We start from the raw sequence: 13,849 nt of genomic DNA on the forward strand, positions 1-13,849 counted from the left end.
GGGACTTGGGTCGCCTCAGGACAGGAGTGGGGACGAGGGCGACGCGGGGAAGGTTAGCCTAACCTAACCATTCCGGGAAATTGTGCTCCGGATCCGATCTGCCACGCTGGTTATGGCGTTGTTCACATGCCGTTTGACCGGTTGTCGCGCATGGCGCGCGACCGGGTCGGGCGGGGTGGGGCGGGGGTGCGCCAGGGGTGCGGAAGCAACCGCGTCCGGGCGCATCGAAACTGCGCCCGGACGCGCCGTTTGTCGCGGACCGGCAGGGCATGCATGTCCGTGGGAGGCGGCGCAAGACCGCCCCATCGGGGATCGGCCACTTTTTGGCCGAAAACCCAACGGTGGTGTGGAGGTGTGCGGGAGAGGAGGTTTGAAAGGTGGAGATGGTGCGACGGAGCCGCGTGGGGCGTGCGTCCCCAGGGCGGCGCCGGGTGTCAGACCTCGTCGGCGCCGGCCGGCTCTTCGCGCAGGCCGTCCTCGCTGATGCCGCGCCGCCAGTACCCGACGAAGGTCACCTTGCGCCGGTCGACGCCCCGCTCGCCCACCAGATGGCGGCGGAGCGCCTTGACGCTGCCGGATTCGCCGGCGATCCAGGCGTACGGGGTGCCGCTCGGGAACTCGGCGGCGGCGACGGCCTCGACGGCCGAGGGCGCGCCCTCGGCCCGCACCAGCCAGACGACCTCCGCCTGCGCGTCCGTCTTCAACTCGATCCGGTCCCCGGCGTGCGGCACCTCCAGCCACACCTTGGCGCGCAGGCCCGGCGGCAGCCATTCGAGGATCGCCGCGACCGCGGGCAGCGCCGTCTCGTCGCCCCAGATCAGCGTCCACTCCGTGTCCTGCGGCGGCCGGTAGCGCACGGACGTGTTGTCCGCGACGGCCGGCCCCAGCACCATCGCCCGCTGCCCCGGCTCCGCCTGGAGCGCCCAGCGGCAGGCGGGGCCGCCGTCCTCGTGTATCGCAAAGTCGATGTCGAACTCGCGGGTGCCGTCGGAGCGGTCGCGCTGGGCGCGCACGCTGTACGAGCGCATGACCGCGCGCACGTGCTCCGGCAGCGCCCGCCAGGCGGCGAAGATCGCGCTGCCGTCGCCGTCCTCGCCGCCGGCGTCCAGGGGCACGATCGGGGCGTCCTGCCCGGGGTGCGGGAGGAAGAGCGACAGGGACTGGTCGCGCCCGCCGGCGTCGAAGTCGTCGAGGCGCTGACGCGGGAAGCCCTCGAAGGTGACGCGAACGAGGGAGGGACTGAGCCGCTGGGTCGCCGCGACGTGGAGGGGGAAGAAGCGGAAGGGGGGCGGCTGGGTCATGAGGGTGGCCTCTCCCGTGGGGCGCGTGGTGGTTCCCGGGCGCCGCGCCCAGGTTAGGTCAGGTTAACCTAACCTGACCCATCCGCCTTTTTGTGGCTCGGTTCGCCTCCGGGGTGCGGTGTCCGCCTTCGGGCTGTCCGGGGATGCTCGCGCAGTTCCCCGTCTCCCTGAAATCTCCACCCGTCGTAGCTCTGAGCGGCACGTTGCCTTCCGCGGCCCGATAGTGGGCCCGTCATTCGTCTGCGGGCTACGGACGGGGTTCTAGGGGCGCGGGGAACTGCGCGACCAGCCACGATGCTCCCACGGAAGGCAACGCACCCCGCAGGGCTACGGCGGGTGGGCGAGGGTGCGCCGGGGCAACGCAGCCCGCAGAGACCAGCGCACCCCGCAGGGGAAGGCGCGGGCTCCCCGCGTAAGGGAGGAGCCCGCGGGGCCAGCTAGCTCGTCAGGCCCAGCTCGCGGGCGATCAGCATGCGTTGGACCTCGCTCGTCCCCTCGCCGATCTCCAGGATCTTCGAGTCCCGCCACATCCGGGCCACCGGATACTCGTTCATGAAGCCGTACCCGCCGTGGACCTGCGTCGCCTCCCGCGCGTTGTCCACCGCCACCGTCGACGAGTACAGCTTCGCCAGCGCCGCCTCCTTCTTGAAGGACTCGCCCCGCACCAGTCGCGACGCCGCGTCGCGCCAGCCGACGCGGGCCATGTGCGCCCGCATCTCCATGTCCGCGATCTTGAACTGGATCGCCTGGTTCGCTCCGATGGGGCGACCGAAGGCGTGCCGCTCCTTCGCGTACTTCACCGACTCGTCCACGCACCCCTGCGCCAGCCCCGTCGCCAGCGCGGAGATCGCGATCCGGCCCTCGTCGAGGATGCGGAGGAACTGCGCGTAGCCCCGGCCCTCCTCGCCGAGGAGGTTCCCCAGCGGCACCCGGACGTCGTCGAAGGACAGCTCGCGGGTGTCGGAGGCGTTCCAGCCGACCTTGGAGTACGCGGGGGCGACCGTGAAGCCCGGCGTGCCGGACGGGACGATGATCGAGGAGATCAGGGGCTTGCCGTCGGGCGTGCGGCCGGTGACCGCGGTGACGGTCACCAGACCGGTGATGTCCGTGCCGGCGTTGGTGATGAAGCACTTGGAGCCGTTGATGACCCACTCGCCGGCGGCTTCGTCGCGCACCGCCGTCGTCCTGGTGCCGCCCGCGTCGGAGCCGCCCTCGGGCTCGGTGAGCCCGAACGCGCCCAGCGCCTCGCCGGAGCACAGCCGCGGCAGCCACTGCTGCTTCTGCTCCTCGGTACCGAAGCGGTACACCGGCATCGCGCCCAGCGACACCGCGGCCTCCAGGGTGATCGCCACGGAGGAGTCGACGCGCGCCAGCTCCTCCAGGACGATGCCGAGGGCGAGGTAGTCGCCGCCCATGCCGCCGTACTCCTCGGGGAAGGGCAGCCCGAACAGGCCCATGCGACCCATCTCGCGCACGATGTCGTACGGGAACTCGTGGCGCTCGTACAGGGCGCCGATCTTCGGAGCGATCACCGAGTGCGCGAAGTCCTCGACCGTGCGGCGGAGTTCCTCGTGCTCGGGGGTGAGCCGGTGGTCAAGGGACATGGTCACTCCTTGTGGGAGAGGGCGCGAACGGTGCGGGAGGGGCTGGGGCGGCCCAGCTGCTCGGCCATCCACACGCTGGTGGCGGTGAGTCGGCCGAGGTCGACGCCGGTCTCGATGCCGAGGCCGTGCAACATCCACACGAGGTCTTCGGTGGCGAGGTTGCCCGTGGCGCTCTTCGCGTACGGGCAGCCGCCGAGGCCGCCCGCGGAGGCGTCGACGGTGGTGACGCCGTGCTCCAGCGCGGCGAAGGTGTTGGCCAGGGCCTGGCCGTAGGTGTCGTGGAAGTGGACGGCGAGCGCGGAGGTGGGCACGCCCTCCTCGTTCAGCTGGGCCAGCAGGTCGAGGACGTGTCCCGGGGTGGCGACGCCGATCGTGTCGCCCAGCGAGATCTCGTCGCAGCCCAGCTCCCGGAGCTGCCGGGCGACCTTCACGACCTGGTGCACCGGGACCGGCCCCTCCCAGGGGTCGCCGAAGCACATCGACAGATAGCCGCGGACGTGGATCTTGTCTGCTTTGGCGCGCGCCACGACGGGGGCGAACATCGCCAGGGACTCGGCCACGGTCCGGTTCAGGTTCTTCCGGGCGAAGGTCTCGGTCGCGGAGCCGAAGACGGCGATCCGGCGGGCGCCCAGCGCGACGGCCCGGTCGAGCCCGCGTTCGTTCGGTACGAGGACGGGCAGGGCGACCCCCTCCAGCTCGTCGAGTCGGGGGAACAGCTGCTCCGCGTCGGCCAGTTGGGGCACCCAGTCGGGGCGTACGAAGCTGGTCGCCTCGATGGTGGTCAGCCCGGCGTCGGCGAGGCGGTGCACGAACTCCGCCTTCACCTCGGTGGGGATGACCGCCTTCTCGTTCTGGAGGCCGTCGCGGGGGCCGACCTCGTGGATCCGCACCCGGGGCGGCAGGTCCTGCGCCGGGAACTCCATCGGCAGCCCGTCAACGCTCATCGCTCGCCTCCGTGCTCGGTGCCGTGCTCTCTGCCGCGTTCTCGTCGGGGGCGACCACGGCCAGCAGTTGGTCCATGGCGACCGTCGTCCCGGGTGTGACGTCCAGCTCGGTGACCGTCCCGGCGTGCGGCGCCGCGATGACGTGCTCCATCTTCATCGCCTCGACGACCAGCAGGCTCTGGCCCGCGGCGACCCGGTCCCCGACGGCCACCTTGACCACCGTGACCGTGCCCGGCATCGGCGCGGCCAGGCTGTCCGCGCCGGCGTGGGCCGCGGAGGACAGGGAGGCGGCGACCGGGTCGTGGTCCTGGACGTGCCAGGAGTCGCCGTCCCGGCCGAGCCAGTCGGCCGCCCGGTGGAAGGCGTGCACGACGCCGTCGAGCGTGACGGCGACGCGGTCGGCGGTGACGGTCGCGGACGCCGGCGCCCCGACCGTCACGGGCTCGTGCCCCGGTACCCGCAGCGCGAACGCGAGCGACGCCGGCGCACCGCCGAGCCGCCAGCCTTCCGGCCGGGCGAAGGGGTCCGTCCAGCCGCCGGGCCCCGGTACGGGGGCGAGCGCGGCACGCCGCACCGCCGCCGCTGCCGCGTACACCTCGGCGGGCACCTCCCGCTCCACCAGCCCGTCGGCCTCCCGCTCCACCAGTCCGGTGTCCAACGCGCCCGCGACGACGTCGGGGTGGGCCAGCAGCCGGCGCAGGAAGCCGGCGTTCGTCGGGACGCCGAGGGTGACGGTCTCGGCGAGGGCGGCGCGCAGCCGGCGCAGGGCGGTGGCGCGGTCGGGGCCGTACGCGATGACCTTGGACAGCATCGGGTCGTACAGGCTGGACACCTCGGTGCCCTCGCTCAGCCCGGAGTCCGTGCGGACCTCCCCACCCTGGGGCTCGTGCAGCGCGAGGACGGTGCCGCCGGCGGGCAGGAAGCCGCGCGCCGGGTCCTCGGCGCAGATCCGGGCCTCGATCGCGTGGCCGGTGAGCCGGACGTCCTCCTGCGCGTACGGCAGGGGCTCGCCCGCCGCGACCCGCAGCTGCCACTCCACCAGGTCCAGTCCGCAGACCAGTTCGGTGACCGGGTGCTCGACCTGGAGGCGGGTGTTCATCTCCATGAAGTAGTACTGGGAGAGGTCGGCGCCGGGGACGATGAACTCGACCGTGCCCGCGCCGACGTAGCCGCAGGAGCGGGCCGCCTGCACGGCCGCCTCGCCCATCGCCGCCCGCGTCGCCCCGTCCAGCAGGACCGACGGCGCCTCCTCGATGACCTTCTGGTGGCGGCGCTGGAGGGAGCACTCGCGCTCGCCGAGGTGGACGACGTTTCCGTGGGCGTCCGCGAGGACCTGCACCTCGATGTGGCGCGGGGTGTCGATCCAGCGCTCGACGAGGAGGGTGTCGTCACCGAAGGAGGCGCGCGCCTCGCGCCGGGCCGCCGCGATCTCGTCGTGCAGCGCCGACTCCAGCCGGGTCAGCCGCATGCCCTTGCCGCCGCCGCCCGCGGACGGCTTGAGCAGCACCGGCATGCCGATCTCCCGGGCCGCGTCCGCGAGCTGGTCGTCCGTCAGGCCCGTGCCCGACGAGCCCGGCACCACCGGCACCCCGGCGGCCCGTACGGTCTCCTTGGCGCGGATCTTGTCGCCCATGAGGGAGATCGCGGAGGCGGGCGGGCCGATGAAGACGAGTCCGGCGTCCGCGCAGGCGAGGGCGAACGCCGCGTTCTCCGCGAGGAAGCCGTAGCCGGGGTGGACGGCCTCGGCGCCCGTGCGGGCCGCGGCGTCCAGCAGCCGCTCGACGCTGAGATAGCTCTCGGCGGCGGGCGGAGGGCCGATCCGGACCGCGGTGTCCGCCTCCCGCACGTGCCGGGCGTCGGCGTCGGCGTCGCTGAAGACGGCGACCGAGCGGACGCCCAGGGCCCGCAGGGTGCGGATGACGCGGACCGCGATCTCGCCGCGGTTGGCCACCAGGACCGTGTTGAACATCGTCGTCGTCCCCTGTCCCTCGTCCGTCCCTCGTGTCCCGTTCACATCCGGAAGACGCCGAAGCCCGGCGTCTCCTTCGCCGGCAGCGGCGCATTGGCGCAGGCCGTCAGGGCGAGCCCCAGCACCTGGCGGGTCTCCAGGGGGTCGATCACGCCGTCGTCCCACAGCCGCGCCGTCGCGTAGTAGGCGCTGCCCTGCTGCTCGTACTGCGCCCGGACGGGGGCCTTGAAGGCGTCCTCCTCCTCGACGGACCAGGGCTCGCCGCGCGCTTCCAACTGGTCGCGCTTGACCGTGGCGAGCACGGACGCGGCCTGCTCGCCGCCCATGACCGAGATCTTGGCGTTCGGCCACATCCACAGGAAGCGGGGGGAGTAGGCCCGGCCGCACATCGAGTAGTTCCCCGCGCCGTACGAGCCGCCGACGACGACGGTGAGCTTGGGGACCCGGGTGCACGCCACGGCCGTGACCATCTTGGCGCCGTGCTTGGCGATCCCGCCGTGCTCGTAGTCCTTGCCGACCATGAAGCCGGAGATGTTCTGGAGGAACAGCAGGGGGATGCCGCGCTGGTCGCACAGCTCGATGAAGTGCGCCCCCTTCTGCGCGGACTCGGCGAACAGGATGCCGTTGTTCGCCACGATGCCGACCGGGTGGCCGTGGATCCGGGCGAAGCCGGTGACCAGCGTCTGGCCGAACTCGGCCTTGAACTCGGCGAAGCGGGACGCGTCCGCGATCCGGGCGATGACCTCCCGGACGTCGTACGGGGTGCGCGGGTCCACCGGCACCGCGCCGTACAGCCCCGCGGGGTCGACCTTGGGCTCCTCCACGGGCTCCACGGACCAGGGGAGCGGGCCGCGGCGGGGCAGCGTCGCCGCGATGGTCCGGACGATCCGCAGCGCGTGCGCGTCGTCCTCGGCGAGGTGGTCGGTGACGCCGGAGATCTTGGCGTGCACCTCGCCGCCGCCCAGCTCCTCGGCGGTGACGACCTCGCCCGTCGCGGCCTTCACCAGTGGCGGGCCGCCGAGGAAGATCGTGCCCTGGTTCCGGACGATCACGGCCTCGTCGCTCATCGCCGGCACGTACGCCCCGCCGGCCGTGCAGGAGCCGAGGACGGCGGCGATCTGCGGGATGCCGGCGCCGGACATCCGCGCCTGGTTGTAGAAGATCCGCCCGAAGTGCTCGCGGTCGGGGAAGACCTCGTCCTGCATCGGCAGGAAGGCGCCGCCGGAGTCGACCAGGTAGACGCAGGGGAGGCGGTTCTCCAGCGCGACCTCCTGGGCGCGCAGATGCTTCTTGACCGTCATGGGGTAGTACGTCCCGCCCTTGACGGTGGCGTCATTGGCGACGACCACCGTCTCGCGCCCGCTGACGCGGCCGATGCCGGCGATGACTCCGGCGGCCGGGGCCTGGTCCCCGTACATCCCGTGGGCGGCGAGCGGGGCCAGTTCGAGGAAGGGGGAGCCCGGGTCCAGCAGGGCGTCCACCCGGGCGCGGGGGAGCAGCTTGCCGCGGGAGACGTGCCGGGCGCGGGCCTTCTCGCCGCCGCCGAGCCGGGCCGTGGCGAGCCGGGCCCGCAGGTCGTCGGCGAGCTCCTGGTGCGCCGCCTCATTGGCCTGCCAGGCGGCGGACGCCGGGTCCGCGGTGCTGGTCAGCACGGGTGCCTGCTGCATCGGATCGAACCCCATCGGATCGCGCTCCTTCGCCCGGGCGGTCTCGGTTGACGTCGGCTGACGTCCACCGGCATCGGTGGATGCCGGCTGACGTCGGTTACGACCTGGTCGGCGATAGGGAGTGGATCAGGTCGTTAATGAGCGTTAACACTCCTTTCAGGTTAACGATCGCTAACGAGGTTGTCTAGAATCACTTTCCATGAGCACCAGGACGGACGCGCCCACCCGCCGCGAGCAGATCCTCAAGGAAGCCGCGCGCCTCTTCGCCGAGCGCGGCTTCCACGGCGTCGGCGTGGACGAGATAGGGGCGGCCGTCGGCATCAGCGGCCCTGGGCTGTACCGCCACTTCCCGGGCAAGGAGGCGATGCTCGCCGAACTGCTCGTCGGCATCAGCGAGCGGCTGCTCAGCGGCGGCCGGCTGCGGGTCGAGGAGGCCGCCGAGGACCCCGGGGCGCTGCTCGCCTCCCTGATCGACGGCCACATCGACTTCGCGCTCGACGACCGTCCGCTGATCACCCTGCACGACCGCGAGCTGGACCGGCTGCGCGAGAGCGACCGCAAGCTGGTGCGCCAGCTCCAGCGGCAGTACGTGGAGCTGTGGGTGACGGCGGTGCGCGAGCTGCACCCCGACGTGCCCGAGACGGAGGCGCGCACCGCGGTCCACGCGGTCTTCGGCCTGCTGAACTCCACTCCGCACCTCGGCTCCCAGGCCGACGGCCTGCCGACCCGGGCGCGTACGGAAACGTTGCTGCGGCGCCTCGCGCACGGCGCGTTCGCGTCGCTCACCCCCTGACACCCGCGCGCCGCGCACGCTCCCGCGCGCCCCGCGCCGGCGGTGCCGCGGCCGGGCGGCCGTCGACGAGGCGACCAGGAAGGCGACCGAGATCACCGGCCCGGGCGGGCCCGGGCCGGCACAATGGGGCCATGTCGATACCCAGCCGTGCCGCCCTCGTCGATCACCTCGTCCGCACCCGTATCGCCGGAGACGTCGCGACCCCGCGCGACAACAACCTCTCCCACTACCGCGCGCTCGCCAACGGCGACCGCCACTACTGGCTGGGGCTGGAGCTGGGCGACCGCTGGACGGACGAGCAGGACGTGCTGGCCGTGATGGCGGAGCGCTGCGGCGTCAGCGACGACCCCGAGCACCGCGTCGGCCAGGACACCATCGACCCCGAGCTGACCGTCGCCGCGCTGGAGCGGATGGCCGCCCGGCTGCGCAAGGCCGTCGCCGGCCGGGAGCGGGTCCTCTTCGCCACCGGTCACCCCGGCGGCCTCCTGGAGGTCCACCGCCGCACCGCCGACGCCGTGCGCGCGGCCGGCTGCGAGGTCGTCGCCATCCCCGGCGGCCTGACGGCCGACGAGTGCATGGTGTTCCAGTTCGGGGGCGTGGCCGTGCTGGAGCGCGGCGCGAGCCTGTGGCACACCCACTCGCCGGCCCCGATGGCCGCGATCCTCGACGGCCTGGAGCGCGACGGCCGGCCGCGCCCCGACCTGGTCGTCGCCGACCACGGCTGGGCGGGCTGTGCGGGCCAGCGCGGCGTCGACGCGGTGGGGTACGCCGACAGCAACGACCCCGCGCTCTTCATCGGCGAGGCGGAGGGCACCCTCCAGGTGACGGTGCCGCTCGACGACCACGTCACCGACCCCCGCTTCTACGAGCCGATGACCAACTACCTGCTGGACGCCGCGGGCCTGCCGGTCTGACGGCAGCGACGAGCGCCCGGCCGGAGCGGTCGACCGGGCGCCCGAAGTGCGGGGGCGGTGCGCCTTACAGGCCCATCGACTTGGCGATGATCGACTTCATGACCTCGCTGGTCCCGCCGTAGATGCGGTTGACGCGGTTGTCGGCGTACAGCCGGGCGATCGGGTACTCGTTCATGTAGCCGTACCCGCCGTGCAGTTGCAGACAGCGGTCGATCACCCGGTGGGCGACCTCGGTGCAGAACAGCTTGGCCGACGCGGCCTCGGCGGCCGTCAGCTCGCCCGCGTCGTGCGCCTCAAGCGCGCGGTCCACGACCGCCTCCGCCGCGTCCACCTCGGCCTTGCAGGCGGCCAGTTCGAACTTGCTGTTCTGGAAGGACGCGACCGTCTTGCCGAAGACCGTGCGGTCCGACACGTAAGCCTGGGTGAACCGGATGGCGGCCGACGCCTGCGCGTACGCCCCGACGGCGATGGCCAGCCGCTCCTGCGGGAGGTTCTGCCCGAGGTAGGAGAAGCCCTTGTGCTCCTCGCCGAGCAGGTCCCCGGCCGGGACCCGCACGTCGGTGAAGGACAGCTCGGCGGTGTCCGAGGTCCTCAGGCCCAGCTTGTCGAGCTTGCGGCCGACCGCGTACCCCGCGAGCGAGGTGTCCACGACGAAGAGGGAGATGCCGTGGCGGCGGTCCTCGGCGCTCGGCGGGGCGGTGCGGGCGCAGACGATGACGCGGTCGGCGTGGACGCCGCCGGTGATGAAGGTCTTCGCGCCGTTCAGGACGTAGTGCGTGCCGTCGGCGGAGAGCTTGGCGGTGGTCTTCATGCCCGCGAGGTCGGAGCCGGTGCCCGGCTCGGTCATCGCGATCGCGTACATCGCCGCGCCGGTCGCGAACTCGGGCAGCCAGCGCTTCTTCTGCTCCTCGGTGCCGTACGCCACCAGATACGGCAGACAGAGCGCGACGTGCACCCCGGAGCCGCCGAAGGAGACGCCGGCGCGGGCGGTCTCCTCGGAGATGACCGCCTGGAACTTGAACGACGTCTCACCGGCGCCGCCGTACTCCTCGGGCACCTCGATGCCGAAGACGCCCAGCTCGCCGAGCTTGTGGTAGAAGTCGCGCGGCGCCTGGCCGGCCTCGTACCACTGGTCGTACACCGGGACGACCTCGGCCTCGATGAAGGCGCGGATGGTCTTCCGGAACGCCTCGTGGTCCTCGTTGTACACGCTGCGGCGCATGAACGCCTCCTCTGGTCTGCGCTGGCCTGCGGTGCTCGGACGAGTGTCTAAGCGGTTGCTCAGATGTTCGAAGTTACTGGCTGGTCACCCGGACTGTCCAGACACTGCCGCGCCCGGCTCCGGCGGAAGCCGCGTGGCTTCCGGGCGCGGGCGGGACCCCCGCCGTGCGGCGAGGTCGCGGCTGCTCGGGGCCGGGTCAGGCCGGGGCGCGCAGGGCGAACCACAGCTCCATCCGTACGTCCGGGTCGTCCAGGTCCTCACCGAGCAGCGCCGCGCAGCGGGCGATCCGCTGGCGGACGGTGTTGCGGTGGACGCCCATCGCCGCGGCCGTGCGGTCCCAGCCGCCGTGCAGCGACAGCCAGGTGCGCAGGGTCTCGCGCAGCGCGGGCGCGTCGGCCAGCGGCGCCAACCGCAGCCGGGCGTGGGCCGCCATCTCGTCGGGCGCGAGCAGGGCGGCCAGCGAGCCGCGCCGGTGGGCGACCAGCGGGCGGTGCGCGGCCAGGGCGCGGCCCAGGGCCCGGGCCGCCTGGGCGTCGGCGAGCGCCAGCTCCGCGGGCTCGACGGGCTCGCTGACCCCGAGGACCCACCCCGGTTGGGCCGCCACCTCCCGTGCCGGGCCCGGCAGCAGGACGCGTACGGTCCCGTTCGGCGCCGACTCCACCAGGGCGCTGCCGAGCGCGGCGCCGAGCGCGGACGCGGTGAACGGCGTCGTGCCGCGCCCGCCGCGGGCGTGCACCACCGACCACCGGTCGCCGCCCAGCGCGGTGGCGGTCCCCGCCGGGTCCGCGCCCAGCAGCAGCCGGGCGAGGGCGGCGTCCCGGCCCGTGCCGTCGACGCCCCGGTGCGGCGCGGTCAGCAGTGACAGCAGCACCACGGCCACTCCGGCGATCGTGTGGTCGCCCGCTTCGCGCCGGGGCGCGGTCAGCCCGAGCACGAGACCCTGGCCGCCGCCGAGGGCGTACGCGCACAGATGGGTCGCGTCGGCGGTGTCGGACGCGGAGGCGACGGGGGCGCCGGCCGACCGCTCCCCGGTGCCGCCGCGCACCACGCCCGCCAGCCGCACCAGCGCCTGCCGCACCTGCGCCGACGGGGCGCGCCCCGCGCTCACGGGCTCGCCGCCGTCGGCCGTGAGCAGCACCGCCCAGCCGCCGAGGCGGCCGGCGAGCTGACCGAGGACGGCCGGCACCGGGTCGGGGCGGGCGGCGGCGGTGGCCAGGCCCTGCTGGGCCTGGGAGATCCGGCGCAGCTCGTGGTGGCGGGCCTCGGCCATCAGCCGCCACACGGCGCGGGCCACGGCAGTGAACGTGGTCTGCGGGGGCACCTCGACCAGCGGCACCCCGCGCCGGTCGCAAGCGGCGACCAGCGCTTCGGGGACGGCGTCGTACACCGGGGCCAGCCCGAAGCCGAGGGCGGCGGCCCCGGCCTCGACGAGCCGGGCGACGTACGCGTCCGGGTCCTTCAGCTGCACGCCCGCGCTCAGCAGCAGTTCACCGCCGAGGAGGTACGGATACGGATCGGTCATCTCCGAGGTGTGCACCCAGTGCACCACCGGGTCGACCGGCTCCGGCCGGGACGCCGGGCCGGGGCCCGCGATCTGGCGCAGCCCGAGGTCCTCCCGGGCCAACAGGGCGCTCAGCGGGACGGGCGGGGTGGGCGGTGCGGCAGTGGCCGCAGCTGCCGCGGAGGCCGGCGCGGCAGGGGCGCCCGAAGGGGCATCCGGCATGGACGATCCATCCATCGCTGACGTCGGGAATGGAGGAAACGTACACTTCATGGTTGCTTTCCGGCCACCTACCGTCAGGGGTCGAACGAAACGCCAGCACGTGGGCCGCGGCCCTCAGCAGGCCCCGGGAAGGGTGGGAGGGAGAGCGATGGCTGTCGACTACGCGGTGATCGTCGTCTATCTGGCCGGCATGCTCGGCATGGGGTGGTGGGGCATGCGCCGCGCCAAGTCCAAGAGCGAGTTCCTGGTCGCCGGGCGTCGCCTCGGCCCCTGGATGTACTCCGGCACCATGGCCGCGATCGTCCTCGGCGGCGCGTCCACCATCGGCGGCGTCGGCCTCGGCTACAAGCACGGCCTCTCCGGCGCCTGGATGGTCCTCACCATCGGCTTCGGCCTCCTCGCGCTCTCCCTGCTCTTCTCCGCGCGCATCGCCCGACTGAAGGTGTACACCGTCTCGGAGATGCTGGACCTGCGGTACGGCGGCCGGGCCGGGGTCATCTCCGGCGTGGTGATGTGGGCGTACACCCTGATGCTCGCGGTCACCTCGACCATCGCGTACGCGACGATCTTCGACGTCCTCTTCGACGTCGACCGGACCGTCTCGATCGTCCTCGGCGGGGCGATCGTGGTCGCCTACTCCACCCTCGGCGGGATGTGGTCGATCACCCTCACCGACATGGTGCAGTTCGTCGTCAAGACCGTCGGCGTGCTGCTGCTCCTGCTCCCGATCGCCGTCGTCAAGGCGGGCGGCTGGAGCGAGATGAAGGCCGAGCTGCCCTCCGACTACTTCGCACCGCTCGGCATCGGCGGCGAGACGATCTTCACGTACGTGCTGATCTACACCTTCGGCATGCTGATCGGTCAGGACATCTGGCAGCGGGTCTTCACCGCGCGCAGCGACAAGGTCGCCCGCTGGGGCGGTGCCGCCGCCGGTACGTACTGCCTGGTGTACGCGCTGGCCGGGGCCGTCGTCGGCGTCGCCGCCAAGGTGCTCTACCCGAACCTGGCCAATCCGGACGACGCCTTCGCGCTGATCGTCAAGGACGAGCTGCCCATGGGCGTGCGCGGGCTGGTGCTGGCCGCCGCCCTCGCCGCGGTGATGTCCACCTCCTCCGGCGCGCTGATCGCCTGCGCCACGGTGGCCAACAACGACATCTGGTCCCGGCTGCGCGGACTGACCAACCGGGCCGCGCCCGAGGACGGGCACGACGAGGTGAAGGGCAACCGGGTGTTCATCCTCGTCATGGGCGTCGCCGTGGTCCTCATCGCGATCGCCCTCAACGACGTCGTCGAAGCGCTGACCGTGGCGTACAACCTGCTCGTCGGCGGGCTGCTGGTGCCGATCCTCGGCGGGCTGCTGTGGAAGCGCGGCACCGTGCAGGGCGCGCTCGCCGCGGTCGCCGTCGGCGGGCTGGCCGTGGTCGGGCTGATGGGGGCGTACGGCATCCTCGCCACCGAGCCCGTCTACTACGGCCTGCTGTCCTCCCTCGCCGCGTACCTCGTCGTCAGCCTGCTCACCGAGCCCACGGACGCGGCCGTGCTCGCGAACTGGCGGGAGCGGCTCGCGGGCCGCGGCGGCGACGACGAGAGCGCCGACGGTGCGGACAGCCGGGCGAAGGCCGGGCTCTGACCGGTCCGACCCTCCGCCCCGACGGGGCCCCCGCGCCGCTGGATACAGTCGAACGGCAGCGGCGAAAGCGACGAGACGCAAA

10 protein-coding genes are annotated in these 13,849 nt (G+C 73.1%); 3 read left to right on the top strand and 7 right to left on the bottom strand.

Annotated elements, in window-relative coordinates:
• Positions 1–434: 434 nt before the first annotated feature.
• The 5 genes from AB0E05_RS12890 to AB0E05_RS12910 all read right to left on the bottom strand — a co-directional run bounded on the left by AB0E05_RS12890 (position 435) and on the right by AB0E05_RS12910 (position 7,485).
• The gene (locus AB0E05_RS12890) at positions 435–1,301 is read right to left on the bottom strand and encodes a siderophore-interacting protein (RefSeq protein ID WP_361962359.1); all 867 of its coding nucleotides are present in this window, start codon (positions 1,299–1,301) and stop codon (positions 435–437) included.
• A gap of 437 nt (positions 1,302–1,738) precedes the next feature.
• Positions 1,739–2,905: an acyl-CoA dehydrogenase family protein gene (locus AB0E05_RS12895; RefSeq protein ID WP_361962361.1), complete on the bottom strand. Its 1,167-nt coding sequence runs from the start codon at positions 2,903–2,905 to the stop codon at positions 1,739–1,741.
• Between the two features lie 2 nt (positions 2,906–2,907).
• The gene (locus AB0E05_RS12900) at positions 2,908–3,849 is read right to left on the bottom strand and encodes a hydroxymethylglutaryl-CoA lyase (RefSeq protein WP_361962363.1); all 942 of its coding nucleotides are present in this window, start codon (positions 3,847–3,849) and stop codon (positions 2,908–2,910) included.
• Positions 3,839–5,818, bottom strand: a complete 1,980-nt coding sequence (locus AB0E05_RS12905) for a biotin carboxylase N-terminal domain-containing protein (protein ID WP_361962365.1) — start codon at positions 5,816–5,818, stop codon at positions 3,839–3,841. The genes AB0E05_RS12900 and AB0E05_RS12905 overlap by 11 nt, the downstream gene beginning before the upstream one ends.
• Positions 5,819–5,859: 41 nt before the next feature.
• Positions 5,860–7,485 (bottom strand): carboxyl transferase domain-containing protein, encoded by a 1,626-nt coding sequence (locus AB0E05_RS12910; RefSeq protein ID WP_361962543.1) that lies wholly within the window; start codon positions 7,483–7,485, stop codon positions 5,860–5,862.
• Between the two features lie 199 nt (positions 7,486–7,684).
• Here AB0E05_RS12910 and AB0E05_RS12915 point away from each other — a divergent pair, with 199 nt between their 5' ends.
• Positions 7,685–8,278 (top strand): TetR/AcrR family transcriptional regulator, encoded by a 594-nt coding sequence (locus tag AB0E05_RS12915; protein WP_361962367.1) that lies wholly within the window; start codon positions 7,685–7,687, stop codon positions 8,276–8,278.
• Between the two features lie 131 nt (positions 8,279–8,409).
• Positions 8,410–9,192: a phosphatase gene (locus tag AB0E05_RS12920; RefSeq protein ID WP_361962369.1), complete on the top strand. Its 783-nt coding sequence runs from the start codon at positions 8,410–8,412 to the stop codon at positions 9,190–9,192.
• A gap of 64 nt (positions 9,193–9,256) precedes the next feature.
• Here AB0E05_RS12920 and AB0E05_RS12925 read toward each other — a convergent pair whose 3' ends face one another.
• Both AB0E05_RS12925 and AB0E05_RS12930 read right to left on the bottom strand, forming a co-directional pair.
• Positions 9,257–10,414 (bottom strand): acyl-CoA dehydrogenase family protein, encoded by a 1,158-nt coding sequence (locus AB0E05_RS12925; RefSeq protein ID WP_361962371.1) that lies wholly within the window; start codon positions 10,412–10,414, stop codon positions 9,257–9,259.
• A 196-nt stretch (positions 10,415–10,610) separates the two neighbouring features.
• Positions 10,611–12,137, bottom strand: coding sequence for a PucR family transcriptional regulator (locus tag AB0E05_RS12930; RefSeq protein ID WP_361962373.1), 1,527 nt, complete (start codon positions 12,135–12,137; stop codon positions 10,611–10,613).
• Positions 12,138–12,285: 148 nt separating this feature from the next.
• Between AB0E05_RS12930 and AB0E05_RS12935 the strand changes: the two genes are divergently transcribed.
• Positions 12,286–13,767, top strand: a complete 1,482-nt coding sequence (locus AB0E05_RS12935; RefSeq protein ID WP_361962375.1) for a sodium:solute symporter — start codon at positions 12,286–12,288, stop codon at positions 13,765–13,767.
• The last annotated feature ends 82 nt before the right edge of the window (positions 13,768–13,849 follow it).

The organism is Streptomyces sp. NPDC048057, assembly GCF_040653095.1.
Lineage (GTDB): Bacteria > Actinomycetota > Actinomycetes > Streptomycetales > Streptomycetaceae > Streptomyces.

Bases quoted from the DNA above. Each gene is read 5' to 3' on its own strand.
- AB0E05_RS12895 (WP_361962361.1), bottom strand. From the start codon at position 2,905: ATGTCCCTTGACCACCGGCTCACCCCCGAGCACGAGGAACTCCGCCGC.
- AB0E05_RS12900 (WP_361962363.1), bottom strand. From the start codon at position 3,849: ATGAGCGTTGACGGGCTGCCGATGGAGTTCCCGGCGCAGGACCTGCCG.
- AB0E05_RS12915 (WP_361962367.1), top strand. From the start codon at position 7,685: ATGAGCACCAGGACGGACGCGCCCACCCGCCGCGAGCAGATCCTCAAG.
- AB0E05_RS12910 (WP_361962543.1), bottom strand. From the start codon at position 7,485: ATGCAGCAGGCACCCGTGCTGACCAGCACCGCGGACCCGGCGTCCGCC.
- AB0E05_RS12890 (WP_361962359.1), bottom strand. From the start codon at position 1,301: ATGACCCAGCCGCCCCCCTTCCGCTTCTTCCCCCTCCACGTCGCGGCG.
- AB0E05_RS12925 (WP_361962371.1), bottom strand. From the start codon at position 10,414: ATGCGCCGCAGCGTGTACAACGAGGACCACGAGGCGTTCCGGAAGACC.
- AB0E05_RS12905 (WP_361962365.1), bottom strand. From the start codon at position 5,818: ATGTTCAACACGGTCCTGGTGGCCAACCGCGGCGAGATCGCGGTCCGC.
- AB0E05_RS12930 (WP_361962373.1), bottom strand. From the start codon at position 12,137: ATGCCGGATGCCCCTTCGGGCGCCCCTGCCGCGCCGGCCTCCGCGGCA.
- AB0E05_RS12935 (WP_361962375.1), top strand. From the start codon at position 12,286: ATGGCTGTCGACTACGCGGTGATCGTCGTCTATCTGGCCGGCATGCTC.
- AB0E05_RS12920 (WP_361962369.1), top strand. From the start codon at position 8,410: ATGTCGATACCCAGCCGTGCCGCCCTCGTCGATCACCTCGTCCGCACC.